Genomic DNA, 26797 nt, shown 5'->3' on the forward strand with positions numbered 1-26797 from the left:
ACCTTTAATAGAAAGGTAGGTTTGATATTGAGACACAACTGAGTTTTTGATGGGGATTGGTGTATCTTTGTTCCATAAGGTATTGAATCGCTTGTAGCAGGAGGCGATATGGAAAGAACCTAGACGATTAAGCTAAAGACAGATTGCAATAAATAAAACAAATGATGATTTAACCCAATTGAATAAAACTCAGACAGGGTCATCTTATCTGATGGGTTTCGTATCGCAGGGCGATACAACTTGCAAATATATCCCCAGAACCTTAATGAGTTTTAAATAGTAATATCGTTTCTAATCAGTCATTCAACGCTTATACCGTTACTCGATATGGTTATACTCTAGACGATAAAACTAGAAGGCGTGTATATCAACAGAAAGTTAGAAAGAATCAGTGTAACAAATAGCGATACATGATACACATCAACCAATATTCTACATCACTATTTTTCATATTCCGACTAATTCCCGGGAAATATCTACATATTCTGATTAGATATCGACAAAATCAGGAGCTTTATGATGTTATTTCATTCTATAAAAAAGCGTCAAACCCTAATTTAAAAGGATTTGACGCATTTTAATTTTGTGTTTTTTAAAAATACACCAAGAATAATTTCTTTGCAGACGAGGTTCAATGGATCGAATCAAAATGCTTAACCTTCACATTCTCAAAAACTGCTTTTCCACCTTCAGAAAAGAGAGTAATCCCTTTATCATCAGGCTGAGGGAATACCAAACTTGAATGTACAGCCTTTCCATCATCCACAAAAACTTCAATGCTAGTTTTATCAACAAGAATCTTTAAATGAACCTTCTTCTTACTAGCGTCAAATGGTGCAGTGCTTTCAACGAATTGATTTGTTTTATCAGGATGATCTGTAAACGCCCGATTAACAAACGAGTAATTCCCTTCAGATGATATCCCGACGTCAACGTGGCGTTTCTTGTCTGCTGATTCTCTCAGCCTAAAGCCTGCATGCAAAAGATCAGACCATGAAATGTCTGCCTCCAATTGATAGGCATCAGCCTTCACATCAAGTGTTTTCGAGCCATTCACTTTGATTTCGTCATAAGCATTCGATACTTTTGACAATTCATCTAATGCTTTTATGGGCTGTGAAGAAAGATAATACTGATCTTCTCCTTCATGCTTCAGTTCGATTTCACGCACAATGGAGTCTAAGCCGTTGAAGTCTTCGTCCATTGTTGGCGTATTGTCGGCGTAGGCCCAGTTGTTCATCCAGGCGAGGGCGTAGCGTTTTTTCAATTGATCGCCTTCTGCGTCTTCGAATGTAACGCCGCCGTACCAGTCAAAGCCGTAGTCAAGCCATAGGAGTTCTTGGCTGTCCGGTTTGAATTCGGAACCGTCGAACGATCCTGTCCAATAGGCGTAGGTGTTTGGTTTGCCTGCAATTTTTCCGTTTGCGCTGAAGCCCAGCACCCACTTTTCAGTGCCGTCATCGGCGCGCATGCGGAAGAGATCAGGGCATTCAAGCACGCCGAGGTTTTCGGTGGAAATGCTGCTTGTGTAGCGCCAATCTTTCAAGTTGTCAGACTCATAAAAGCCTATTTTGCTGCCTTCTGCCATGGTCATGATCCATTTATGATGGGTGTCATCCCAGATGATTTTGGGATCTCTGAAATCCTTTGGACCTGGGTTCTTCATGACCGGCTCTTCGCTGTATGGCTTAAACGTTTTGCCTTTATCTGTGCTGTACCAGAGGAACTGTTCCTGCTTCTGGCCGTTCTTAGATGGCTGGGTTACGACGGCGATAAAAGCATCTTTTCCGAACCCGGCCGTGTTTTCTTTATCTATGACAACAGATCCAGACCATGGATCTCCATTTTCATTCGTGTATTTCGGGATGGCAACGCCTTCGTCTTTCCAGTGCACAAGGTCTTTTGAGGTGGCGTGGCGCCACTCTGTTCCGTTGCCATCCGGATAGTCCCCGTTATACAGATAGTAATAATGATACGTTCCTTCATAGTAAACCGGCTTCTGCGGATCGTTTTTCCAATGATCAGGTGCCGTAAAATGATAGGCTGCCCGGTAGGAATACTCTTCTTTTTCCTCTGGGGGCACTTCTTTTGTTTCAAAAAATGTTTGAATTAAAAATCCGGTGCTGATTACCATCCACAATCCAATGATTATGATGCCGGCAATCTTGTAGCTTTTTTTGAAAACTCGTTTTTTGCTCATTACATTCACCACTTTTTAAAATAGAAAAAGAAAATGCCAAGTGACATTTTCTTTCTCTTTTTTTCTTTGATTCTTACTTAATCTGTAATCTGGCCTTGTTCAAGAATACTGTCTTTTACAACTGAAGTTTTGTTACCTTTAATGTTCAGCTTGAAACTTGGAGCAAATGTTGATTTGTGGTCTTCAAAGAATCCTCTGTTTGTCATATAGCTTGTGACCACTGTATTGTCGCTGCCTTCTTGAGGAATGGCATAGTGAGCATAGTTCCAAGTGATATCATTTGGATCCAGGTCCTGATGGAGCACAATTCCCGTTTTATTTAGCGGCTTGTAGTCGCCAGTAAGGGAATTAGACACATAGCCTAACAAGTAGATATCCTGATTGTCCATTCCGTCAATCGTCATCTTAGATCCGCGTGAGCTTGTGAACAGGTACCATTTGCCGTCCTTTTTGAAGATGTTTGGACGCTCAATTTCATCAGTTACTGTGTTTGATACGATCAGCGGCTTCATTTCTTTTTTAAGAGAATAATCGTCGTTGATTTCAATGATTCCGATTGCGCCGTTTGCTACTTCAGCCAGCTGTTTCTTGTCACTGTTCAGAAGGTTTGTTTTTTCTTCCTGGAAAAATTTGTTGCTATTGCCGTAGTAGGCTTGATTGTAAAGAGATTCTTCTCCTTGGTAGCCATACTCTGTGCCTGTATTAGCTTCAAATACAAGATACTTGCGGCCGTCTTCTTCAATGTAGTGAGGGTCTCTGAACGTATGGTTATCAGAAGGTGCTCCGTCCTCTACAAACTTGTCTACCGTTTGATAGTACTTGCTGTCTTTGCCTTCATAGATGGATTTATAATCCTCAACACCATCAACTTTTAATGTTTTAGAATCAGGCTGAGAAAGATTAACTTGAGCAGTCGTCAGGGTTTGCTTCCCGTAATGACCTGTATCAGCTGTATATGGTTCGCGGTTTGTATAGAACAAGCGGACTTCGCCGTCTGCAGTGAATGTTGCAGAACCTGACCATTCTTCTGCTTGATGCTTTAAGTAAGGATCATTTGGAACGTTTTTGTCATTGTTATCGAATACGCGTCCCGCATTTTTCCAAGCGTCAAGAGAGTTGTCGCCTGCTTTTTTGTAGAACAGGTAGATGAATGTGTCGTTTGCGTTTTTAGGATCGCCGGCTAATCCGAAAACAATATGATAGCCTTTATATTCTGCTACAGTGCCATCTGCATTTTGGAGAGGCCATGTATCCCATACATCCATATCAATTGTTTCGCCTGATTCGGTTACTTTTTTGGCAGAAGGGATGTTTTTAATCGTAGATTCGTCAAATTTAGGGACTGTATATCGTGCATCACCGTGCTGGTTAATCATGTCTTTCATTGCGGAACGAGTGATTTGTGAAGTACCGTACGTTTCTTTGTAATCTGCCGGATCCTTTGGAGCCGCAAAAGACTGGGTAACAGTACCGCTTAATAGAATGCCAGTACTGAGTGTTACTGCTGTTGCCTGTTTGGCAAGCCTGCTAAAGTTCATAAGTCTTCCTCCTCGTTATATGTTGTTTTATTAGTACAATTAGAATTATAGGCTAGTCCTAAAAGAAGAGGTATGGCACATATTGATTGGAATTTAGTCGTATATTGATATTGGCTTGAAAGAAGGGTTAATGCTCTTTTTGTGGAAGTTACAATGACATTGAGATTTAACCAAACGTTTAAGGAGGCGTCAAATGGATAAAAGAGTTCAATTCGATTTTGAAATCGAGTTTACTAACGGGGGCGGACTTCAGGGGCAGGAATTTCGGCTTGATATTGAAGGAGAAGACATTTCTAATGAGGATCTGGCCAAATATATCGTAGAAGATATGAGGCTGCTGATGGTTGGCGATGTGAGGATTTTTAACAAAAAAATCATTGCGGAAAAACATAAACGAAAATCTGCTGAAGAAAATGCCGGTCAATAAATGTGTTTTTAGATTCTGGATTGGTGAAGAGAGGAGAAAAAAATGGTGGATTTGAGCATGAAGCCGGTCATTACAGGAGAAAGAGTGATTCTTAGACCGTTTAAAGCAGATGAAGATTTACCTTATATAGAAGAATGTTTAAAGGATCCTGTCGTTCAAAAATATACTGGCAGTTCAGACGACTACGACAGAGAAGAGGTTTACAAGTGGTATAAGTCCAGACATGAGCAAATAGAGCGTCTGGATCTTGCGATTATTGATCAGGCTCAAGATGTTCTGGTGGGAGAAGCTGTCGTCAATCTTTATGATGAGAAGCAGCAAAGCATGAATTTCAGAATTCTCATTGGTCCGAGAGGCAGAGACCGCGGACTGGGTACAGAAGCATCCCGGCTGATCATCGACTATGTTTTTAAAAGTACAGCACTGAACTGTCTGACTCTGAGTGTTTTTGCTTTTAACCCGCGGGCGATGAACGTGTATGAGAAGCTGGGGTTTGTTACATGTAGTGTAGATAAAAATGAATTAGAGTTTGAAGGGGAATGGATCGATTCGATTAATATGAAATTGACAAGGGAAGATTGGATGAAAAGGGGGGAAATGAGTACATATGAGCGGAATTGCCAGAACACCTGAACCGCCTTATTATGCAGTGATTTTTGCATCAGAGAGAACGGACGAGGACAATGGGTACGGAAGAATGGCGGATAAGATGGTGGAGCTCGCCTCTCATCAGAGCGGATTTTTAGGAGTGGAAAGCGCGCGGGATGAAGAACTGGGGATTACCGTTTCGTATTGGAATTCGCTGGACTCCATCCAAAAGTGGAAGGAGCAGTCTGCTCATTTGGCAGCCCAAGATCGAGGAAAAGCGGAATGGTACAAAGCGTTTTCTCTTAGGGTGTGCAAAGTTGAGAGACAAAGTTTTTTTGAGATGTAATATTGGAGAGATTTTATCTGCGGCGGATCTGAGAAAGTGCGCTGATCGCCGTATTGGAACATTTTCAACAGCAGTTGAGCTGAAGAAAGTGCGCCAAACTGGGTTTTGCAACACAATCATCACCGGAAATGCCGAAGGAAGTGCGTCAAACCCTGTTTTGCAACACAATCATCACCGGAAATGCCGAAGAAAGTGCGTCAAACCCGGTTTTGCAACACTATCTTCACCGATTCAGCCTCACCTATAAGAAAAAAAGCATACCGCCTCCCAAAAGCGGTATGCCTATTCCCCCGAAAACCTCTCCCAGGAATTCTGATATTCATTAAGCAGCTGCGTGCGGTTCAGCTGTTTTCCGACATAGAGCTGAGTGGCGGCGCCGAATTCTTCCCGGATTCCGACGGGAAAGTGGAACCAGTTAGAAGGGACGGTGTTGCCATTTTTGTAATTGCGCAACGTTTCTTCGGCAAGCGGGCCCAGATTATTAGACTTGATATGATGGAACGCAGGGATGAATTTGAATTCTTCCGTCATGTACCGCTTGCCCTGCTCGGAAGACACCATCCAATTTAAAAACTTTTTTGCCTCTTTTTTCTTATCTGGACTGGACTGTTTGTTGACGGCCCAGTAGTTTGGAACACTGACTACAAGGGCTTCCTTAACGGGACGATCATTAATCGGTATTGGCATAAAACCAATGTTCATGTTCGGCGCAGCTTGATCAATCATCGGCTGGATCCAGTTGCCCTGCTGAATGATGGCTGCTTTTCCAGAAGTAAAGAGATTGACTTCCATCGTGTAGTCAGTAGTCAGAGGATTATCGTTTCCATATTCTAAGGTGAGATCGAGCAGGTTAAGCAAGTCCTCAAAGTTTTGATTCGTGCTGATTTTTTCCGTTCCGTCATTCAGGTTTTGGATAAACGCTTCTGTATTCTCCTGCTGGGCGAATGCGACATTCATCAGGTGATCGCCAAGCTTCCAGTCTTCATAGTAGCCTGTTGCAAATGGAGTGATGCCCGCCTTCTTCAGTTTTTCGGCAGCTGCCACAAGCTCAGTAAGAGTGTCAGGCGGTTCGGTAATGCCGGCTTTGTTAAACAGTTCCTTATTATAAATAAATCCATAGCCTTCAAGGTTAATCGGCATTCCGTAAACCTTGCCGTTCAACGTGACCGGTTTCAGTGCTTCCTGATATGCCTGATTTATCCATGGCTCTTCTGACAGATCCTCAAGGTAGTTCTGCCACAGCTTGGTATTTTCATAGCCGGTGTTTGTGAAAATATCCGGTCCGGCGCCAGTCGCCATTTCCGCCTTGAGATCGGACAGGTCATCCATGGCGCCTCCAACGGTATGCACGCGGATATTCACATGTGGATTTTCCTGTTCATATGCGCGCGTCATTTCTTCAAATTGGGTGGAGACCTCTACTTTTGGATTTCTTAGATCAAGCGTAATCTGCGTCTCTTTCTTTTCAGGGTTTTCAGGCTTTGCTTCGTTCTGACAGGCAGAAAGCAGCAGGCTGGCCATTATAAGAAAAATGATCTTTTTCATTCTGCTGCTCCCTTCCTGAACTCAAACGGCGTCATGCCGACTACTTTTTTAAACAGCTTAGAAAAATAGATTTCATCCTGATAGCCGAGCATGGTCGCGATGGAATAGATGCTTTTTTCCGTTCCCCGCAGCCATGTTTTTGCTTGTTTGATCCTGAGATCGGTAATGTATTTGGAAAGGGTCATTCCGGTTTCGTGCTTGAATTTACGTGAGATATGCTCTCTGCTTAAAAAAAAGACGTTCGACAGCTTTTCCAGACTCAAATCCTCCATGTAATACGTCTCAACATAGGAAACGATATCCTCCAAGCGCCGGGCGGCATCGATTTCATCCAGCCGGTGAATCGATCTGAAATCCTGCTCCTCAAGCTTTTTCTCCAATGCTTGATAAGAAGTCCGGATTTCAGGCAGCGACCCAATCGGCTCTCCGGTAACAAGTCTTACAGGAACATCGATTTCCTGGCTGATCCATTCTTCTGCAGACAGCCACTGGTCGCGGATTGTGATGACAAGGCAGAGATTCAAATCTGTCTGAAGGGAAAATGCATTTCCTAATTTGCGTTCTATCAGTTCATCTGCTAATTTTTCGACATAAGAATCCGGATTATGCATCTGATAAAAGGAGAGGAGTGTCAGTTCATAGCCCTCCGCTTCAGGAAGAAACTCGGTTAAGCTGTCTGCGTCGGGACGCTCTCCAAGACAGATCGCAGTGGCCAGCTGATTTCTTCTCAGTTTTTTCGCGTCTTCAAGCACTTCTGCATGCTGGTAATCATCCTTCCAGGCCTGTACGGATTTTTCCAGGGTATGATTGAACGCTTCATATTCAATCGGCTTCAGCAAATAGTCGAAGCTGCTATGCTGGATGGCCTTTCGCATATAGGAGTAATCGTTGTATCCAGTGATAAAAATCACTTTTCCCGGGTATGAAATCGAATCAAGCCACTCAATCAGTTCCATTCCGGTAATTCCTGGCATTTTGATATCTGTAAAAATCAGCTCGGGCTTTTCTTTTTCAATCCATTTCTTCGCTTCCTTGCCGTTGCTTGCCTCAAGCAGCTTGGTAATTCCGTGCTGTTCCCACTGGCCTAAATGGCGGATGACATCCCGCACATTGAATTCATCGTCGACAATCAGTGCTTTCACTGTGTTCAGCTCCTTTCCTTCATTGGGAGACATCTATCGGGATTTTCATGCTTACTGAAAAACCTTTTCCGTTTTTTGAATCAACGTTAAATTCGGCACCAGGCCCATACCTCAGCAGCAATCTGTCACGGATATTCTTCAGGCCGATATGTTCATGTGAATAGGTCCCTTCGTATGGAGGTGTGCAGATATTGTTCCTCAGGGCCTGAAGCTCATCTGGTGCAATGCCCGGGCCGTCATTCTCCACAAGAAAATGCAGATGGTCCCCACTTTTCTTTCCAATAATGGACAGGTGAGCGCTGCTGTAGCCATCCTCATATGTGTGTTTAAAGAAATTTTCAGCGAGCGGCTGCAGAATCATACTTGGAATAGTCATCTCCAATATGGACTCATCGATATCAACTGAATAGCCGACCGTTTCACCGAATCGTTCTAATTGCAGAGACAGGTATGCTTTTGTGTAGTCAGCTTCATCCCGCACCCGCACCCATTGATCCGCCTGCAGGGAGTAGCGCATCATTCTGGAAAGGGAGGTAATCAATTGATACACCTTTGGAGCATTTGACCTTAAAGCAACTGCTCCAATTGATTGCAGGGCATTGAACAGGAAATGCGGGTTAATCTGTGATTTTAATACTCTGAACTGATTTTTCCTGTTTTCAATTTCAAGCTTATATTCCCGGTCAATGTGGGAATTAATCCGGTTCATCATATCTTTCATGTGAGATTCAAGATGGCCGATTTCATCATCTCTATCATCATCAAACGGCACATTTAGATTTCCGCCTTCAATGGAACGGATTTTGCTGCTCAGCTTAGCGATCGGGCGGGTAATTCGATTTGAGATAATGCCAATCATCAGGAGGCCCAGCAAACCTACGCCAAGTCCGACAAGGATATTCGTATACGCGGTTTTTCTGACATCTTCATATAAGGCCTGACTGGAGGTGATTTTGATCAGCTTCCAGCCGTTTAATGAGCCGGATAGCTCTTTTGAAAGCAGAATATTGTCATCCTTGCCGCTCCCATTTCCGTTCAGAAGCTGCTTAGAAAGAGGTTTTCCAATCCGTTCACGGTCATTTGAATACAGAACACGATCTTCAGAATCAATAAGCAGAACAGAAGATTCATCACCCTGCACAAGGTTATTGCAGATGCGCGCGTAGCCGCCCATGTCAATGTCAATCGTGATGATCCCGAGAAATTTCCTGGAGAGGACATCTGTAATCTTGTGATGAAACGTCATCACCATCGTTTTGTCTGACTTTGGAACAATTGCTGCGTTGTTGTAATTGACAAGCGGGTGGGGAGGCTCTATTAGATAATTCGAATCAGAAGCATACAGCTCTTTAATTGGACTCTGCTTAAGAAATTCAGGCTGATATCTGCGTGTGCTGATCATCGCATTGTACAGCGTGAATGATTCTTTGTTTTTATTAATATAGAACCTAATTTGCCTGATTTCGTTTCTCATCAGGTAAAAGGTTTCGAGACTCTTTTCCATCGTCTTGGGACTGAAATAAATGGAGTCTTCAAAGCCGTTGTTAAAAATCCTGAAAAGATCAGGGTTCCGGTAAAGGATGTAAGGAAAATCGATCATGCCGTCAAAATACTGCTCCAGCTCATCCGCATTCTTCTGAAGCTGTTCCCGGCTGTTTTCAAGTTCATGCTGCTCAACACTGCTTTTTGTATAGGTGTAGATGAAAAAAACAGACAGGAAATAGGGCAGAACAATGAAAATCAGCAGCATGATCAACAGGCGGCTTTGTATGCTTTTCACAGGAGTCACTCCTTTCGCGGAAGGCTGAAAAACGGCTTTCTCTCTTTAGCATCCTAAAACTATATCAAACCCAAAATCCAAGTCAATCGTGCACAAGTAGGATTTGTAAAAGGCCAATTATCCTTATATTTTTCGCAGGGAGATCTTATATTATGTTCCCTTGCCGAAATGATGGGCAAACAAAAAAGCTGAAGAGACCTTCAGCTTTTGAATCGATTTATCCTATTTTTTTAGCAGTAAATACATAAAATACGGAGCTCCAATCAGCGAAATCATGATTCCTGCAGGTATACCTTCTGGTTCAATGATGTTCCGTCCAATCGTATCCGCTAAAAGCAGGAGAAAGGCACCAATCAGAATCGCCACCGGAAGAAAGAGCTGGTTTCGGGGGCCGACAAGCGCTCTTGCAATATGAGGAGCCATAAGTCCGACGAAGGCGATGCCTCCTGTGACAGAGACAGCAGCAGCTGCAAGCGCAACCGCAGTCAGCAGCAGGACCACCCTTTCTTTTTCAACTGAGACACCTAAGCCAATAGGCACAGGTTCACTCATCCCAAGAAGATTCAGCCGATTCGCTTTGTACAGGGTGTAAGGGATAAGAATGGCAGCCCATGGAAGGATGGCCAAAATGAACGGCCAATCCGCACCCCATATGTTCCCTGACAGCCATTTTGCGATAAAGTCCACTTTTTGGCGATCAGCAGATGAAATCAGGACAATCATCAGACCTGAGAGGGCCATAGAAAATCCCACACCAGTCAATACGAGTTTGACTGGCTGCATGCCCCCAGTGCGGCTGTACGAAAAAGCATAGATTAGAATAGCGGTCAGCAGGGCTCCCGCAAATGCAACTAAAGGAAGCATATAAACGAATGAACCTGCGTCAATTGGAAAGAACAAAAAGAATACAGCGATAGCTGCTCCTGCGCCGGAGTTAATGCCGATAATGCCGGGATCAGCCAGATCATTTCTTGTGATGCCCTGCAAAATGGCACCAGATAGAGCAAGCGCCATTCCAGCGAGAATCGTGATGATGATCCGCGGAAGGCGAATGGAATAGAGAATAAAGTCTTCTTTAAATGTACCCTGTCCCGTCAGAACGGGAATCAGCCTGTCATAAGAAAGAGAAGCGTAGCCAAGCCCCATTCCGGCAATAATGGTCGTTAAAAGCAGGATAAACAAGATCAAAATGGTGATTCGCTGTTTTTTTACTAAAGCAGAATGAATCATGTGAAATCACGGCCTCCTTTTCGGACAATAAAGAGAAAGAAAGGCAGACCGAGAATGGAGACAATTGCTGCCACAGGTGTTTCATAAGGAGCATTGATGGTTCTGCCAAGCGTGTCAGCAAGCAGCATAAACGTTGCTCCCGTGACAACTGACATTGGAATGATATAACGGTAGTCCGTTCCGACTATCGCCCGGACGATGTGCGGGATCATCAGACCGACAAAAGCCAGATTGCCTGCAAGAGCAACGCCTGCGCCTGCAAGCAAAACGATGACAACAAAAAGAATTGCCTTAATATAAATCGTTTTTTGGCCTAATCCTACAGCAACCTCTTCACTTAAACTTAGAATAGTAAGCTGTCTAGAAAGCATCAGGGAAATCACAATGCCAGCCGCAATAAACGGGACAATGAACTGAAGCTGATTCCACGATGTGCCTGCCATGCCTCCTGAAGTCCACATCGAAACATCCTTTGAAAGCTTATGATAAATGCCGACTCCTTCGGCGACCGCAAATAGGAAAGCAGAGACGGCAGCACCAGCTAATACGATGCGCATTGGCGAAAATCCGCCTCTATTCATCGAACCTATACCAAAAACCATAACGGCTCCAACTGCACAGCCAATGAAGCAGGCAATCATAATGCCAAAATAATTCACTGAAGGAAAAAAAGCGAGTGTGACGGCAAGCGCTGCCGTACCGCCTGCTGTCAGTCCGATTAATCCAGGGTCAGCGAGCGGGTTTCTCGTCAGCCCCTGCATGATGGCACCGGATACTGCAAGGGCAGCGCCGACTGAAATGGCCGCGAGCTCACGCGGCAGGCGGATTTCCTGAATCATGGTTGCCTTATCATTGAGTTCTGTGCTCGTCATGGCAAGCCAGACATCTTTCAGAGTCGTGTCTGCGGCACCGAAAATCATAGCCGCAGTAAAAGCAGCTATGAATACGAGAATGCAAGCGGTCATTTTTAGTGGGAACAACATGTTTTTTGTCATCAGTCAATCATTCTCTTCTTTTTGGAATAAAGGAAAAGGAATTCTTACTAGTAAGAATCCCTCATTTTTGCATTAGTTTTCTAAAAAGCTTTTCTTAAAGAATTCAAGCTGGTAGTCAAGTGAGATTGGATCGTTGAAGTAGAATTCTTTTGCGTTTGCTTCGAATACTTGATTGTTTTTAACGGCAGGAATATTTTTATATGTTTCAGTCTCTTGGAAGGAAGTATCTCCGTCTGTGTTTTTGCTGAAAATCATATAGTCGCCCGCATATTCAGGAAGAACCTCAGCAGAGATAGCATAAAATCCGTCTTTCAATGCCATTTCCGTCACTTTTTCAGGCATTTTCAATTTCATTTCCTGATAAAGAATTTCTGTGCCGCGTGCCCAGTTGTCGCCGAAAACATAAAGCTGTTTATCAAAGTTTTCAATAACAGAAACTGTTGCATCTTCGCCGATTTTTGCTTTGATGTCGTCACCGGCTGTTTGAGCGCGTTTTTTGAAGTCGTCAATCCAAGCCTGTGCTTCTTCTTCTTTGTTTAAAAGTTTTCCGATTTCGAGGTGCTGAGTTAAATAATCAACTTTTCCGTAAGTATAAGTAACTGTAGGAGCGATTTCTTTTAACTTATCAATGTTTTTGATGTTTGAAAGGCCAATAATCAAGTCCGGATTAAGTTCAATGATTTTTTCCAGATTATCATCCGTCACTTCTTCTACACCTTCTAATGCTTCATAGCGCGGATTCATTTTTGACCATGAATCAATTCCGACAAGCTTTGTATCTAACGCCATCACATTTCCTGCGAAAGAGGAAAGAACAATAACGCGTTTTGGATCTGCTGGTACTTCAACAGGTCCTGCTTCTGACTCGTAAGTGATGGTGCTTTTTTCTTCTTTTTTCTTTTCTGAGCCTGTATCTTTAGCTGCTTCATTGCCGCAAGCGCTAAGCAAGACTAAGAGCAGCAGCAGGAATGGAATCATTAATTTCTTCATTTTCTTTTTCTCCCTTTATTAAGTTATAAGTCATACACATTGGTTTATTGGTGCGCGGGTCATTTCCGATCACAGCATCAATATGAAAAACTTCTTTCAGCACATCACGGGAAATGACCTCTTCACATGATCCTGCTTTCACGATTTCGCCGTCTTTGAGGGCAATGATGTAGTCTGCAAAGCGGGCTGCCTGATTCAAATCGTGAAGAACCATGACAATGGTGCGTTCCTGCTCAGCATTTAATGTTTGTAGCAGTTCAAGCACTTCAAGCTGGTGAGCCATATCAAGATATGTAGTAGGCTCGTCAAGGAAGATAATGTCTGTTTCCTGCGCGAGGGCCATCGCTATCCATACACGCTGGCGCTGACCGCCAGACAGCGAATCGACAGGACGGTATTTAAAGTCGGCAGTTCCAGTTACTTCAAGAGCCCATTGAATGACCTCATAATCCTTCTTCGTTAATCTGCCGAAGCCCTTTTGGTGAGGAAAACGGCCGTATGAGACAAGCTCGCCCACTGTAAGGCCGGCGGCGCTTTCAGGTGTTTGAGGAAGGATCGCCATTTTCTTAGCCAGTTTTTTTGTTTGTTCTTTGGAAATCGATTTTCCGTCGAGAACAACGTCTCCTGACTGAAGAGAGATAATACGGGTAATCGCTTTCAGCAAAGTGGATTTTCCGCAGCCATTTGGACCGATGATGGTTGTAATCTTTTTATCCGGAATACTCACGCTAAGATCTTTTACTATTAGACGTTCACCATAGCCAATGTTTACTGACTCGGTAAGTAGGCGAACCATTTTTCTCCCTCCATTTGCTGAAAAATTGGTAATATTTACTGATAATGATTATCAATATCGGATAAGAAAAGTCTATAATTCTTTATGACTATTGTCAATAACAGTTTTACTTGTCAATTTTAAGATTACAAGATATATTTAATTGAGAATGATAATCAATAATAATTAATGCTTTATAAATAAAGAGTTTTGCATAGAGGGAGTGTTGAGTGTGGAGGGGTATGAAATTTTTGATGTGACGGTTATTGGGGGCGGTCCTGCCGGGCTTTATTCGGCTTTTTACAGCGGACTGAGAGAAATGAAAACTAAGATTATTGAGTATCAGCCGCAGCTCGGCGGAAAAGTTCATGTATATCCTGAGAAGATGATCTGGGATATAGGGGGACTTACTCCCATATCAGGGGCACAATTAATTAATCAGCTGGTTAAACAGGGATTAACGTTTCATCCGGAAGTTGTGCTGAATGAAAAAGTAGAGTCTATCTCAAAAAATGAAGAAGGCATTTTCGTGATGAAGACTGCATCCGGACGCACCCATTATTCAAAAACGGTCATTGCAGCAGTAGGCGGAGGCATCTTAAACCCTCAGAAACTCGAGATTGAAGGGGCAGAGAGATTTGAAGTCTCAAACTTGAACTATACGATCAAATCTTTAAAGCGATTTAAAGATAAAACGGTCATCATTTCAGGCGGAGGGAATTCGGCTATTGACTGGGCACTTGAGTTAGAGCCTGTTGCTGAAAAGGTGTATGTTGTTTACCGGAAGGATGCACTTAAAGGTCATGAGGCACAAGTGTCCCAGCTGATGAACAGTAAAGCAGCGTGCGTATTTCAGACATCTATTACAAAACTGATGGCCTCTGATGACCATGAAAAAATAGAACGTGTCGAACTGACGAATCAGGAAACAGGAGAAAGATCTTACCTCTCTATTGATGAGGTGATCATCAATCATGGATATGAACGGGATGCTGCTCTGCTTCAAAAAAGTCAGCTGAACATCGCTCTCGCAGAAGAATTCTATATTGCGGGCAATGAATCGAGCGAATCTTCTGTTGAAGGACTATTTGCTGCAGGCGACATCCTCATGCACAGCGGGAAGCTGCACTTAATCGCGGGAGCTTTCCAGGATGCGGCCAATGCGGTAAACAAAGCAAAGCAGTATATACAGCCAGATGCACATAAGTCTGCGATGGTTTCCTCTCATAATGAAGTTTTTAAAGAGCGAAACAGGGAGTTAGTTAAAGAGATGATGAAATAGAGGGATCGATTGAGAGGGCTTTCCGTATAGGGAAGTCCTTTTTTTTAGTAAATAGTTAAACAACATGCTTGAAAATTCAAAATATGGGGTAATTATACAATTGATAGTTCGGATATCACGTATAACCAGCATAACAAAAGTTTTATATGTTCTTTAGTTTTACTAGTTGGAAAGTAGCGCTCATATTCCCAGAAACCTATGAGCATAGACTTATTTCCGACGCTTAATCCAATCCTTCATGTAAAAACCTTCCTTATTCCGATAAAATAAAAGAAAATCATTGATTCGATGCCATCCAATAGGAGGACAGCTGAGTGAACTATAAAAAGAAACTAATCATATCTAGCATGGGTTTATCATTAATGCTCGGAGGGTGTTCTGACATGAATAACGCAGGGACTGAAAAAGAGACTGAAAAACAAACAGCAGCGCAACAAGAAAAGCAAACGGAAGATGTGTATGTAAGTGTCCAAGATTACAAGGGAGAAGGGTATGAGCTTGATAACGGCGAGAAGGCCGACAAAATTGCCGAAGCCAACCGTAAAGAGATTGACCAGGCAGTGAAGGCGTTCTTTCAGGATACATATAAGACAGAAGTGACAGTTCACAATGTTGTAGGAGCTGTAGACGGGGCAACAGTATTTGTGGAGTCCGTTGGGGAGCCGCATTTTTATACGTATGCGATTGTACCGATTGAAGGAGATAAGGTTTTAACGGATAAGGTATGGTCACAGGAGGGGCAGGTTGAAGATGCGATAAAGACTGGTATTTTTGCTATGGTTTTTGATCAGGAATTTTCTGCCCTAGATCAATATGTAGAAGATGTTGTTAAAGAAAATCCTGTTGTCGGCATCACTCAGGAAGCACTGGAAACTGTTCGTGCAGGAGGATATAGCACCCCATATTACTATGTAAACACATTAGATCCCGCTTTTGACAAGCTTTACAACGCATATTTGCAAAATCCGGATAAGTCAAAAGAAGAATGGAAACAAACTTTCACAAAAAATGATTACCCATCAAAAGGCGTCATTATTACTCTATATCTCTATATGAAAGAAGAAGGTGCAAAGCCTGATCAAAAGGTTTTTGAAAAGGTTGTAAATGATCTTGAAGATAGGGATGGATTCCCCCGTGGTTCTTATTCGGTCTATCTTAATGATAATTTAATCGATAAAACGAACGGTATAGGGACGAAGGACAATACGTTAGAGCGTTCGAACCCGGATTATATTGTAAAAGAATAGGTAATGAAAAAGGAGTCTCTACTATGAAAAAACCTGGTATATCGACTGTTAAAGTTAATGAAGTTAACGGTGTTGATTCCACAATAAGTGATAAAGATTTAGTAGAACTAGCGGGTTACCATGCATATAGAAGCTTTGATGTAGATGAGACGATCACTGTAAACGGAAGAAACTATACAGTAGTTAACACTAAATATAATCAAAAAAGCGGTTTGGACGCTTTAACAGTTCAAAACTATGAAACTGGAGAATATACCGTCGTCTACGTCGGCACAAACCCGAGTCAAAAACAAGATCTCCTGACAGATTTCCAGCTGATGAGCGATCTGACTCCCGCACAAATCGCAGATGCGAGAGCATACTTTAATGAGATGGATAAAAAGTATCAGAGAGCAGGCGGAATCAAGTCGATGTCAGGGAACTCCCTCGGCGGAGCTCTTGTGGGGTCAGTCGCCATTGAACACCCTGATGTAAAAGCAGTGACTCTGAACCCTGCCCTTCTTCCTGCAGGCATGATGGAACCTGACATGGAATACAGCCATATTACAAATTACTTCAGCAGCTATGACCCTTTAACAAAAGGGCTCTCTGGTCTTGACCTTCATTCACGAATTCCCGGCCATCAGTATGAAATTTTCAATGGAATCCCAGTACCTGCGTTTGAACATTTAGGGACAAATCACACAGGGTACTTGCGAAAAGATGACGGGTCTCAATCTTATAAAATTGGGATGCCAGGGCAGCCAGGAGCGGGAGAGATCTTTATAGATGCCGATGCACATATCGTGACGAGCCTCTGGACCGGAAGTCCTCTCTACGGAGGAAATACAGATTACATTGAAATCAATAAAGAAAATCTCATGTTGCTTGCGGAAAGGATCGATAGTCAGGTGAAGGCAAGGGTTGCAACAGCAAATGATTATCTCGCAAATTCTGCAGAAATTATTGATGATGAGGGGATCAGGCTGTATCAGCGGATTTCTATGCTGCAGCAGATTTTTGAGGATTCATTTGAAAATTCGATTGGTGATCCTATTTTTATTGGGATTACATCTGCAGGCAGCCGTTTAAAAGGAGAAATAGATGATCTGATTTCTTTGCTGGAGCGAGCGGAAGGTTCTTGCAGATCTCTTAACTCTGTTTTAAATTCCCCGCCGGCGGAACTTATGGAGCACGTGTTTAATGTGGATGTGAGTGTAGAAGGATTATTCGGAAAAGCCAGGAATCAGCTTTGTGAGATGAGGGATGAAGTAGACGGACTCTCTCGAATGCTCGGGAACGTGATTTCTGACCTGATTCCGGATCTATTTAAAGGCGGAACGGACCTTTGGTATGATGCGGTAGTAGGAGAGCTTAGAGCTCATTTTGACATAATAAATGGAAACAAAGACAAACTGGTTGAACATATTGAACAATTTAAAACTCAAGTAAATGGCACAGCTGATTCATTTGAGAGCAGAGATCATTCAATTGGTGAAAGCATAAGAGCAGGTACTGAGGCAGCAGATGAAGCAGGTCCTGTCCCAAAAACAACCTCCTTTGTTTTAGAGGAATCTCCTTATTTGAAAGTGGGCATGCGCATCAAAGAGGTACAGCTTGATTTGGCGTTCACAGCGTTTACGGGTTTTGCTTATAGTAAGGTTTTCCCGTTCATCGTTGCTTTAAAAACGCTAACGGAGCTGATTGAGCTCACTCTTGAAGGTATTTCTTCAGCAATAAAAGGAGCAGCATACCTTGGAGTGAACCATACACTGCCTGGAAAACTAATCGGCATGTTTACGGATTTTGATGACAAAATTACGGCATATGTGCATAACACGCTTAAACCCTTGGATGAGATGGCTGCTACTGTTGAAGGGATCAGAGATGGGGCGGAAAGGCTGATGATTCAATTTCCAACCCTTGTTTCAAACTTCCGGCCGTACCTCGATCAAGCCATTTTCAATGCAACGAGTTATGCAAATGTCCAATTATACAATCTTGCGGCTTTTGCCATTCTAAGAGAAATGGAAATGACATTTTCAGATGTGGTTACGCAGCTCGGACAAAACAAAGCAAATGCCATCGAGGCTCTGTGCGACGTTTCTCAAAAGGTGACGTCCAATATGGGGATTCTGGGAGAGCAGGTCGACCGCGGGACTATGAACTAAAAGCGTAGACATGAAAGCCGCTTCAATCCAGTGAAGCGGTTTTTTTTCAAGAGATAAGAAAGTATAAAATTTTGCACATTGGTGTCTAGCTCCACCTCCTAACTCCTCGGTCAGAACGGATCCGCCAGCAAAGGCAAAAAGCGCCTTTACTGTCGGATCCTTATCTGCCTGTCGGAGCTGAACAGTCGGCTCCGCTTTTCGGGTTTGTTAAGAAAAGATTAAATATGTAAAAACAAACAGGAATTTGTCGCTTCGTTCAGAACTCTATTATAGTTAAGCAACTTATCGATAACTAGTTCTAGGAGGAATAGAATGGCTCAAAATGAAATGATGCATCCTAAACTCGGTAAAGTGATTGAAAATATAGAACGCGTCATGGTCGGAAAACGGGATGTTGCCGTGCTCAGTCTTGTTGCCATATTGGCTGAGGGCCACGTTTTGCTTGAAGATGTCCCTGGCGTCGGTAAAACCATGATGGTCAGATCTCTTGCCAAATCAGTGGGAGCAGATTTTAAACGAATCCAGTTCACTCCTGATTTATTGCCGTCTGATGTAACAGGAGTTTCTATTTATAATCCGAAAACACTTGAATTTGAATACCGCCCGGGTCCAATTATGGGAAATATCGTCCTTGCGGATGAAATTAACCGTACGTCGCCTAAAACCCAATCGGCGCTTTTAGAAGGAATGGAAGAAGCAAATGTGACGGTTGATGGTGTAACGAAATCACTCGGGCGTCCGTTCTTTGTTATGGCTACGCAGAATCCGATCGAATACGAAGGCACTTATCCGCTGCCGGAAGCCCAGCTTGACCGTTTTCTTTTCAAAATCAGAATGGGCTATCCAACTCCTGGAGAAGAACTTGAAATTTTGAACCTCGCAGAAAAAGAAAGACCCATCCATCATATCCAATCAGTCATTACTAAAGAAGAATTAGTCGAGCTTCAAAAAGAAATCCAGTCAGTCTATGTAGATGAGACAGTGAAACGATATATAGTCGAGCTGGTCACTAAGACGCGCAAGCATCCTTCCGTCTACTTAGGAGCAAGTCCCCGCGGATCCATCGCACTTATGAAATCCGCTCAAGCCTATGCCTTCCTGTATGGCCGTGACTATGTTATTCCGGACGACATCCAATATCTTGCCCCAAATACGCTTCCTCACCGGATGATTTTAAAATCAGAAGCGAAATATGAAGGGAAGTCTGCTGAACATCTGCTCTCTGAAATCATTTCAAGAACTTCTGTGCCGGTGCAAAGGTCGATGAGCCGTTAATGAAATCCTTTTTTCTTAAAATCCGCTATGTCTGGAAGCTCGTGAGCCTTTTGTTCTTTACGGCAGTCACATATGCATATGCCATGTTTCAGGGGGGATTTGTGAGCTGGTTTTTATTCTACAGCTTTCTGCCGATCTCCATTTATTCACTGTTGATTGCTATTTACCCAATCAGAACGTTTCAAGTAACACGCTCCATTAATCAGGAGCAATTTTCAGTAGGGGAACAGTTAGTCGGGACAATCACGATAAAAAGGAACGTGCCTTTTCCATTGTTCTATTTAATAGTAGAAGACATTCTGCCTGAGAAGCTGTCAGAGCAGAAATTAATGAAAGAACCGAAGAGGCTTTTGTTTCCATGGTTAAAAAAAACGATCACCATGCAATATGAATTGAAGCGAATGCCAAGGGGCGAGCACCGCTTTACAGAAGTGCGGGTCCGAACGGGAGATTTGTTTGGCCTTATCGATAAAGAGATGACATTTGAAGCGGAAAATTACTTCCTCGTTTATCCTCATTCAGTAGACTTGACTTACCGTCAACATGAGAAGCAGTTTGAGCAGGGAGCAACCAATTCTAAAGCGAAATTCTGGCAGGATACCACAATGGCAATCGGGATAAGGGAGTATCAGCCTGGTGACCGTTTTTCGTGGATTGATTGGAAGGCAACTGCAAGAAGAGACCGTATCATGACGAAAGAGTTTGAACAAATGCAAAGTCATGATGTCGTGGTGATGATGGATCGGGTAAACTCTGAGGCTTTTGAAGAACTCGTCACGTTTTCGGCCTCGCTTGCAAGAGCGATTATAAAAAGCGGGGCAAAAATGGGCTTTGTTTCCGTCGGACGGGAAAAAACGGTGTATAACTTGCAAGAAACGGAACAGCACTTGCAGCAGATTAACTATCACCTGGCAAAAGTCGATTGTGACAGCAGCCGGTCGTTTGCAGATGTAACGGAAAGCGAACTGCCGGCTTGGCAATCAAAAAATGTGACGCCATTGCTTGTAACGGCAAGCTTATCACTCGATTTAGTCAGAAAGCTTGAACTGATCGGAAGCCGGAATCACTCAACGTTTGTGTTCCTGATAAAAAAAGAAGGAGACCGGATTTCAAGCGAAGAAAAAGTGATGATGGAACGGCTGATGAAACGGAGAATTATGATTAAAGCAGTAAGTGCAGGCAGATTTGAAGAAGCATTCAAAGAGGTGAGTACGCTGTGAGTGAAAACTTTGAAAAACAGACATCCGCCTATATCTACTATGGATTTGCGTTCCTGCTGCTGTGGGAATGGCTGAGGCCGCTTCAGGATTTCACGGAAACAGGGAATACCGCAGTGTTTGTCCTTTTTATTGGCCTCAGCTTTTTATTCATATCCATTAAGGCTCGCTGGTATATAGGGGCTTTAGTGAAAATCCTATACATTCTGTTTGTCCAGCATCTTTTGTTTTTTGAGGGATCTTTTTTCAGTCCTGCATGGCTGGGATTATTTTTGGGAGATATTAGTAATAATGCGGCCGTTATGATGGAAGCAAGATGGATGGAGATTTCCTCTCCATTCCGAACGCTGCTGTTCTTTGTCCTTTTATGGCTGTTAGTGTATCTGATTAATTACTGGATCATCTTTCAAAAACGCATCATGTTCTTTTTTATCATTACGATTGTCTATGTGACTGTGCTTGATACATTTACGGAGTATGATGCAAGCTTTGCCATTGTAAGAATTGTCGTCATTGGCTTTGTGCTGATCGGGCTGCTTTATCTGGAAAGAATCAAGGTTCTTGAAAGGATTAAGAGAGAGCGTTATATGACGTTGAAATGGGTGCTGCCGCTTTCCGCTTTAATCGGCTGTGCTGTTCTTGTCGGTTTTCTCGCACCAAAGGCTGAACCGCAATGGCCGGATCCTGTTCCATATTTGACGGCATATGGGAGTCAGGAGGAAGGACCGAATGGCACGGTTAACAAAATTGGCTATGGCCCGAATGATGAACAGCTTGGCGGAGCTTTTGTCGCAGATGATACCCCTGTTTTTACTGCAGTTGCTGAAGACCGTCATTACTGGAGAGTGGAAACAAAGGATGTCTACACGGGAAAAGGCTGGGATGTATCAGATCCTGATGCGGATTCTGTTCAGATGGATCCTGAAAATATCACCATTTTATCGACGGAAGAAGGAGTAGACACAGTTCCGCTAACAGCAAGTGTAGAGATTGATAATCGATACCGATATGACCATGTCATATATCCTGCTGGAATTGAGTCCGTCACTCTTCCCATGGATTCAATTTTAGACGTAAATCCTCTTACCGGGCTCATGACTCCGCGCCTGGCAGAGAACAGAGGAAACTTTTCGCCAGGATCCTACACGGCAGCCTATGAGTTTCCGGACTTTAAAATTGATGAGCTCCGTAATGTTACATCAAATAATGGTGTACCAGAGGATGTTCGTGCCCGTTATACTCAGCTGCCTGAAGAGCTTCCTAAGCGGGTCCGCGATTTGGCATTGGAATTAACATCCGATAACGAAAATTACTATGATAAAGCAAAATCCATTGAAACCTACCTCGGAGGGTCGCAGTTTACTTATGAAACAACTGACGTCGCTGTACCGAGGGGGGAAGAGGATTACGTGGATCAATTCCTTTTTGAAACTTTCAAAGGATATTGTGATAACTTTTCAACCTCGATGATTGTTTTGCTTCGGGCTGCAGATATTCCTGCCCGGTGGGTAAAAGGGTATTCTGATGGAGCGTTTGTACAAAACCTTGGCGGGAATCAAAAAGAGTACAAGATTACCAACAATAATGCCCATTCCTGGGTAGAGGTTTACTTCAGCGGGATCGGCTGGGTGCCGTTTGAACCGACCAAAAGCTTTTCAAATCCATATGATTTTACGTTTAACTTAGATTCTCAGGAGAATGCAGAAAAGGAAACACCGGAACAATCCCAGCCTGAGAGAGAGCCTGTCCCTGAGGAGAACAATACGCCGCAATCAAGCAGCTCAAACAGCAGTTCATGGCCATTTTCCATCCAAATCGGGAGTACGGCCTTCTATCTGATCCTGATAGCGGCTGCGCTGATTCTCTTTATTTTATATAAAACGAGATTAAAATGGATGCCCTATGTGATTTTATACACCTATAAGCACCGTAAAGACGATAGAGTGTATGGTGATGCATATGTCGCACTGTTAAAGCAGCTGGAGCGTTATGGATTGAAGCGCCAAGAAGGGCAAACACTTCGGGATTATGCAAGGTATGTTGACTCCTTTTTTGACGTAAGGGATATGACCAGATTGACAGCCAGTTATGAGAAATCTCTCTACCGCGGTGATAATTCAAAAGAAGAATGGATAAAATCAAAGAAATTGTGGGAAAATTTAATTAAAAAGATATCATCTTGACCGAATGACGGGACATTGTTAGAATAGGGAAAATTAATAGTACTTATCCTTCATATATCCTCGATAATATGGTTCGAGAGTCTCTACCGGATTGCCGCAAATAATCTGACTATGAAGGCAGAATAGACGAGTGTAAAAGCTAGAATTCTGCCTTCTTTTCTTTTTGGATTGAAGGCATAGTTCTAGCTTTTTTTAATAATTAAGCACAAGATGCATCAGTGTCTGACGCCTGACCCCTCTTTATTCATTAAGGGGATATCTTTCGAATGAGGTGACCACCCGTGATAAACATGCAAGATGAAATGGTTTTAGTGTTGGATTTTGGAAGTCAATATAATCAATTAATTACCCGCAGGATTCGTGAACTTGGTGTATACAGTGAGCTTCATCCGCATACACTTACGGCTGAAGAAATCACGAAGATGAATCCTAAAGGAATCATTTTATCTGGAGGACCAAACAGTGTGTACGGCGAACAGGCTTTCCGCTGTGACGAAAGAATTTTCGATCTTGGCATTCCAGTATTCGGCATTTGCTACGGCATGCAATTGATGACACATTATTTGGGCGGAAAAGTAGAAGCTGCCAATCATCGTGAATACGGAAAAGCGACTTTAAACGTTCAAACAGAAACAGCATTGTTTGCTGATCTGCCAAAACAGCAGATCGTGTGGATGAGCCATGGTGATTTAGTGGCTGATATTCCAAACGATTTTATCGTAGATGCGACAAGCCCTGCATGTCCGTTTGCAGCGATCAGCAATGAAGAGCGCCGTCTTTATGGGGTACAGTTCCATCCAGAAGTACGCCATTCAGAGTTCGGGACTGACATGCTGAAAAACTTTGTATTTGGAGTTTGCGGCTGTTCAGAAGAATGGTCAATGGAAAACTTCATTGAAATGGAGCTTCAGAAAATCCGTGAGCAGGTCGGTGACAAGCAAGTTCTTTGTGCATTAAGCGGAGGAGTCGATTCTTCTGTAGTAGCAGTGCTTATTCATAAAGCAATCGGAGATCAGCTGACATGTATCTTTGTTGACCACGGTCTTCTTCGTAAAGATGAAGCAGAGGGTGTTATGAAAACATTCAGTGAAGGCTTCAATATGAATGTCATTAAAGTTGATGCAAAAGAGCGTTTTATGGAAAAACTGCGCGGAGTCTCTGATCCTGAGCAAAAACGCAAAATCATCGGCAATGAATTCATCTACGTATTTGATGATGAAGCAACAAAACTTCAAGGCATTGAATTCCTGGCTCAAGGAACTCTTTATACAGATATTATCGAGAGCGGCACGGCTACAGCTCAAACGATTAAATCTCATCACAATGTAGGCGGACTTCCAGAGGACATGCAGTTTAAACTGATCGAGCCATTGAATACCCTCTTTAAAGATGAAGTGCGTGCACTTGGATCTGAGCTTGGGATTCCTGATGAAATCGTGTGGCGCCAGCCTTTCCCTGGACCGGGACTTGGAATTCGCGTATTAGGAGCCATCTCCGAAGAAAAGCTTGAGATTGTTCGCGAATCTGATGCGATCTTACGCGATGAAATTGCTAAGGCAGGACTTGAAAGAGATATCTGGCAATACTTTACGGTTCTTCCTGATATCCGCAGTGTAGGTGTTATGGGTGATGCAAGAACATATGATTATACAATCGGCATCCGTGCGGTTACTTCAATTGACGGGATGACGTCTGACTGGGCGCGCATTCCATGGGAAGTGCTTGAGATCATCTCGACCCGCATCGTGAATGAAGTAAAACATATTAACCGTGTAGTTTACGACATCACGAGCAAGCCGCCAGCAACAATTGAGTGGGAATAGACGAACGAAAACGAACATTTTTAATTAAATGTTCGTTTTTTTTATTGACGACTTTATACCTATGCTGTTAAGATGAAGGTACACAAAAATTGTCTAAATACGTCGTATAAAGTTGGGGATATGGCCCAAAAGTTTCTACCAAGCTACCGTAAAGAGCTTGACTACGAGGTATTATATAAGATTGGGAATCCGTGATCTATTTCACGAACCCGTCCTATCTAATATCATTGTCGTCAAGCGCTCCCGTTAGCAGGGAGCGCTTTTTGCACTTATTTTATCTTTCTGCGGGCCACCTGCTTATAACGGCGTTTAAGATATTGGGAGGATTTTAGATGAAGAAGTATTTTCAATTTGAGGAGCTGGGCACCAATTACCGCCGCGAGTTTATTGGAGGGTTAACAACCTTCCTGTCCATGGCTTATATCTTATTTGTCAATCCGCTGACACTATCTCTTGCGTCTGTGCCTGATTTCCCTAATGAACTTAGAATGGATCAGGGTGCGGTGTTCACAGCAACAGCACTTGCTGCTGCAATTGGTTCCCTGCTGATGGGGCTGATAGCCAGATATCCGATTGCGCTTGCTCCGGGTATGGGATTAAATGCTTTCTTCGCTTTTACAGTTGTTCTTACGATGGGTATTCCCTGGCAGACGGCTTTATCAGGGGTTTTAGTATCAGGAGTATTCTTTATTGCTTTAACACTATCGGGAATTCGTGAAAAGATTATCAACTCCATTCCGGAAGAATTGAAACACGCGGTTGGAGCGGGTATCGGATTATTCATTACATTCGTAGGTTTTCAGAATGCAGGCATTATTACAAACAATGACGCTGTACTAGTAGGGCTTGGGGATTTAAAAGACGGAAATGCATTGCTTGCTATTTTCGGAGTTTTCATCACTGTCATCTTTATGGTTAAACGCATCAATGGCGGAATCTTCTATGGAATGATCATTACAGCTATTGTCGGGATGATTGTTCAATTGATTGATGTTCCTACTAAAATAGTAGGGGCGGTTCCAAGTTTAGAGCCGACATTCGGCGCAGCCTTTCAAAATCTGGATCAGCTGTTCACGATTCAAATGCTGGTTGTTATCTTGACATTCTTATTTGCAGACTTCTTTGATACAGCGGGTACGCTTGTTGCTGTAGCTAATCAAGCTGGACTAATTAAAGAAAACAAATTGCCTCGAGCTGGTAAAGCGTTATTTGCGGATTCAGCAGCAACTGTTATCGGTTCTATCTTAGGTACATCAACTACCACTTCTTACATTGAATCTTCTGCAGGTGTAGCTGCAGGTGCGAGAACAGGATTTGCATCTGTTGTAACGGCCGGGCTGTTCTTGCTTGCGTTATTTTTCTCACCGCTGCTTGGTGTCATCACTGCACCTGTTACAGCACCTGCTTTAATAATAGTAGGAATATTGATGGTTTCATCCCTTGGAAAAATAGACTGGAACCGCTTTGAGATTGCTGTTCCTGCTTTTCTTACTATTATTGCAATGCCATTAACATATAGTATTGCCACAGGGATTGCGGTAGGATTTATCTTCTATCCAATTACAATGATCGTTAAAGGTAAAGCCAAAGATATTCATCCAATTATGTACGGAATGTTTATTATCTTTATCTTATATTTCGTCTTTTTGGCAGGGTGATAATAGACAGGAAAAAAAGAGATGCTTCGGCATCTCTTTTTTTGTTGACATTAGTTTAATAGATTGGTATTCTATCTCTTGTGCCTTTTAAGAGCACCTTTCAGATAAATAAATTACCTTTAAAAAAACGTTGACTCTCTAAAGTTATCGTGGTATATTAATATCTGTTGTCGCAAACAAGCGATAAAATGAATTGAAAAAAAGTTGTTGACTTTACTAGTCAGATAGATTATAATTAGAAAGTTTCACTTGAAGCAAATGATCTTTGAAAACTAAACAAAACCAAAAGCGTACCAAACGTTTTAAATTTTTGAAGTCAGCAACAAATTGAGTCACAAATTTTCTTCGGAGAGTTTGATCCTGGCTCAGGACGAACGCTGGCGGCGTGCCTAATACATGCAAGTCG

At 42.8% G+C, this 26797-nt stretch carries 20 protein-coding genes, 1 rRNA gene and 2 riboswitches; of the genes, 12 read left to right on the forward strand and 9 right to left on the reverse strand.

The features are described from left to right. Positions 1-631 precede the first annotated feature (631 nt). Together GJU41_RS22660 and GJU41_RS22665 are read right to left on the reverse strand one after the other, a co-directional pair. Positions 632-2200, reverse strand: coding sequence for a glycoside hydrolase family 32 protein (locus tag GJU41_RS22660; protein ID WP_070875280.1), 1569 nt, complete (start codon positions 2198-2200; stop codon positions 632-634). Positions 2201-2277: 77 nt separating this feature from the next. After that, complete coding sequence (locus GJU41_RS22665; protein WP_070875279.1) at positions 2278-3738, reverse strand: glycoside hydrolase family 68 protein; 1461 nt, start codon at positions 3736-3738, stop codon at positions 2278-2280. 193 nt (positions 3739-3931) lie between these two features. Between GJU41_RS22665 and GJU41_RS22670 the strand changes: the two genes are divergently transcribed. Genes GJU41_RS22670 through GJU41_RS22680 form a run of 3 tightly spaced genes read left to right on the forward strand, consistent with a single transcriptional unit; the run spans position 3932 to position 5099 of the window. Beyond that, positions 3932-4165, forward strand: a complete 234-nt coding sequence (locus GJU41_RS22670) for a cyclase (protein ID WP_070875278.1) — start codon at positions 3932-3934, stop codon at positions 4163-4165. A 42-nt stretch (positions 4166-4207) separates the two neighbouring features. Further along, a complete protein-coding gene (locus tag GJU41_RS22675; protein WP_070875277.1) occupies positions 4208-4798 on the forward strand; it encodes a GNAT family N-acetyltransferase in 591 nt (196 codons plus the stop codon). Further along, positions 4773-5099 (forward strand): antibiotic biosynthesis monooxygenase family protein, encoded by a 327-nt coding sequence (locus GJU41_RS22680; protein WP_070875276.1) that lies wholly within the window; start codon positions 4773-4775, stop codon positions 5097-5099. The genes GJU41_RS22675 and GJU41_RS22680 overlap by 26 nt, the downstream gene beginning before the upstream one ends. A gap of 282 nt (positions 5100-5381) precedes the next feature. Here the strand turns inward: GJU41_RS22680 and GJU41_RS22685 are convergent, their stop codons facing one another. The 7 genes from GJU41_RS22685 to GJU41_RS22715 all read right to left on the reverse strand — a co-directional run bounded on the left by GJU41_RS22685 (position 5382) and on the right by GJU41_RS22715 (position 13577). Next, entirely contained in the window at positions 5382-6644 is a 1263-nt protein-coding gene (locus tag GJU41_RS22685) for an ABC transporter substrate-binding protein (protein ID WP_070875274.1), read from the reverse strand. Then, entirely contained in the window at positions 6641-7786 is a 1146-nt protein-coding gene (locus tag GJU41_RS22690; RefSeq protein WP_170292892.1) for a response regulator, read from the reverse strand. The genes GJU41_RS22685 and GJU41_RS22690 overlap by 4 nt, the downstream gene beginning before the upstream one ends. Positions 7787-7805: 19 nt before the next feature. Then, positions 7806-9566, reverse strand: a complete 1761-nt coding sequence (locus GJU41_RS22695) for a cache domain-containing sensor histidine kinase (RefSeq protein ID WP_070875272.1) — start codon at positions 9564-9566, stop codon at positions 7806-7808. A 222-nt stretch (positions 9567-9788) separates the two neighbouring features. Beyond that, positions 9789-10796 carry a FecCD family ABC transporter permease gene (locus GJU41_RS22700; protein ID WP_070875271.1) on the reverse strand — a complete coding sequence of 336 codons (1008 nt, stop codon included), beginning with the start codon at positions 10794-10796 and terminating at the stop codon, positions 9789-9791. Next, positions 10793-11791, reverse strand: coding sequence for a FecCD family ABC transporter permease (locus GJU41_RS22705; protein WP_070875270.1), 999 nt, complete (start codon positions 11789-11791; stop codon positions 10793-10795). The genes GJU41_RS22700 and GJU41_RS22705 overlap by 4 nt, the downstream gene beginning before the upstream one ends. Positions 11792-11863: 72 nt before the next feature. After that, positions 11864-12781 (reverse strand): iron-hydroxamate ABC transporter substrate-binding protein, encoded by a 918-nt coding sequence (locus GJU41_RS22710; protein ID WP_070875269.1) that lies wholly within the window; start codon positions 12779-12781, stop codon positions 11864-11866. Next, entirely contained in the window at positions 12732-13577 is an 846-nt protein-coding gene (locus GJU41_RS22715) for an ABC transporter ATP-binding protein (protein ID WP_070875268.1), read from the reverse strand. Before GJU41_RS22715 ends, GJU41_RS22710 begins: the two co-directional genes overlap by 50 nt. 211 nt (positions 13578-13788) lie before the next feature. Between GJU41_RS22715 and GJU41_RS22720 the strand changes: the two genes are divergently transcribed. The 9 genes from GJU41_RS22720 to GJU41_RS22760 form a co-directional block, all read left to right on the forward strand. After that, entirely contained in the window at positions 13789-14838 is a 1050-nt protein-coding gene (locus GJU41_RS22720) for an NAD(P)/FAD-dependent oxidoreductase (protein ID WP_070875267.1), read from the forward strand. 314 nt (positions 14839-15152) lie between these two features. After that, positions 15153-16085: a DUF1672 family protein gene (locus tag GJU41_RS22725; protein ID WP_083328101.1), complete on the forward strand. Its 933-nt coding sequence runs from the start codon at positions 15153-15155 to the stop codon at positions 16083-16085. 23 nt (positions 16086-16108) lie between these two features. After that, positions 16109-18235 (forward strand): SA1320 family protein, encoded by a 2127-nt coding sequence (locus GJU41_RS22730; RefSeq protein WP_070875266.1) that lies wholly within the window; start codon positions 16109-16111, stop codon positions 18233-18235. Between the two features lie 312 nt (positions 18236-18547). Further along, positions 18548-19510, forward strand: coding sequence for an AAA family ATPase (locus GJU41_RS22735; RefSeq protein WP_070875265.1), 963 nt, complete (start codon positions 18548-18550; stop codon positions 19508-19510). Between the two features lie 101 nt (positions 19511-19611). Further along, positions 19612-20730, forward strand: a complete 1119-nt coding sequence (locus GJU41_RS22740; protein WP_224771490.1) for a DUF58 domain-containing protein — start codon at positions 19612-19614, stop codon at positions 20728-20730. After that, positions 20727-22910: a transglutaminase TgpA family protein gene (locus GJU41_RS22745; RefSeq protein ID WP_070875263.1), complete on the forward strand. Its 2184-nt coding sequence runs from the start codon at positions 20727-20729 to the stop codon at positions 22908-22910. Before GJU41_RS22740 ends, GJU41_RS22745 begins: the two co-directional genes overlap by 4 nt. 30 nt (positions 22911-22940) lie before the next feature. Then, positions 22941-23042: riboswitch (purine riboswitch) on the forward strand. 158 nt (positions 23043-23200) lie between these two features. Then, entirely contained in the window at positions 23201-24733 is a 1533-nt protein-coding gene (gene guaA, locus GJU41_RS22750; protein ID WP_070875299.1) for a glutamine-hydrolyzing GMP synthase, read from the forward strand. Between the two features lie 82 nt (positions 24734-24815). Next, a riboswitch (purine riboswitch) is annotated at positions 24816-24917 on the forward strand. A 148-nt stretch (positions 24918-25065) separates the two neighbouring features. Further along, positions 25066-26391, forward strand: a complete 1326-nt coding sequence (locus GJU41_RS22755; protein ID WP_154319689.1) for an NCS2 family permease — start codon at positions 25066-25068, stop codon at positions 26389-26391. Positions 26392-26733: 342 nt separating this feature from the next. Next, positions 26734-26797, forward strand: a 16S ribosomal RNA gene (locus GJU41_RS22760); the annotation flags it as partial.

This window comes from Metabacillus idriensis (assembly GCF_009674765.1).
Classification (GTDB): Bacteria; Bacillota; Bacilli; order Bacillales; family Bacillaceae; genus Bacillus_P; species Bacillus_P idriensis.

Excerpts from the sequence above, each read along its gene's own strand:
- GJU41_RS22660 (WP_070875280.1), bottom strand. The coding sequence starts at position 2,200 with ATGAGCAAAAAACGAGTTTTCAAAAAAAGCTACAAGATTGCCGGCATC.
- GJU41_RS22665 (WP_070875279.1), bottom strand. The coding sequence starts at position 3,738 with ATGAACTTTAGCAGGCTTGCCAAACAGGCAACAGCAGTAACACTCAGT.
- GJU41_RS22670 (WP_070875278.1), top strand. The coding sequence starts at position 3,932 with ATGGATAAAAGAGTTCAATTCGATTTTGAAATCGAGTTTACTAACGGG.
- GJU41_RS22675 (WP_070875277.1), top strand. The coding sequence starts at position 4,208 with ATGGTGGATTTGAGCATGAAGCCGGTCATTACAGGAGAAAGAGTGATT.
- GJU41_RS22680 (WP_070875276.1), top strand. The coding sequence starts at position 4,773 with ATGAGCGGAATTGCCAGAACACCTGAACCGCCTTATTATGCAGTGATT.
- GJU41_RS22685 (WP_070875274.1), bottom strand. The coding sequence starts at position 6,644 with ATGAAAAAGATCATTTTTCTTATAATGGCCAGCCTGCTGCTTTCTGCC.
- GJU41_RS22700 (WP_070875271.1), bottom strand. The coding sequence starts at position 10,796 with ATGATTCATTCTGCTTTAGTAAAAAAACAGCGAATCACCATTTTGATC.
- GJU41_RS22705 (WP_070875270.1), bottom strand. The coding sequence starts at position 11,791 with ATGACAAAAAACATGTTGTTCCCACTAAAAATGACCGCTTGCATTCTC.
- GJU41_RS22710 (WP_070875269.1), bottom strand. The coding sequence starts at position 12,781 with ATGAAGAAATTAATGATTCCATTCCTGCTGCTGCTCTTAGTCTTGCTT.
- GJU41_RS22715 (WP_070875268.1), bottom strand. The coding sequence starts at position 13,577 with ATGGTTCGCCTACTTACCGAGTCAGTAAACATTGGCTATGGTGAACGT.
- GJU41_RS22730 (WP_070875266.1), top strand. The coding sequence starts at position 16,109 with ATGAAAAAACCTGGTATATCGACTGTTAAAGTTAATGAAGTTAACGGT.
- GJU41_RS22735 (WP_070875265.1), top strand. The coding sequence starts at position 18,548 with ATGGCTCAAAATGAAATGATGCATCCTAAACTCGGTAAAGTGATTGAA.
- guaA (WP_070875299.1), top strand. The coding sequence starts at position 23,201 with ATGCAAGATGAAATGGTTTTAGTGTTGGATTTTGGAAGTCAATATAAT.
- GJU41_RS22755 (WP_154319689.1), top strand. The coding sequence starts at position 25,066 with ATGAAGAAGTATTTTCAATTTGAGGAGCTGGGCACCAATTACCGCCGC.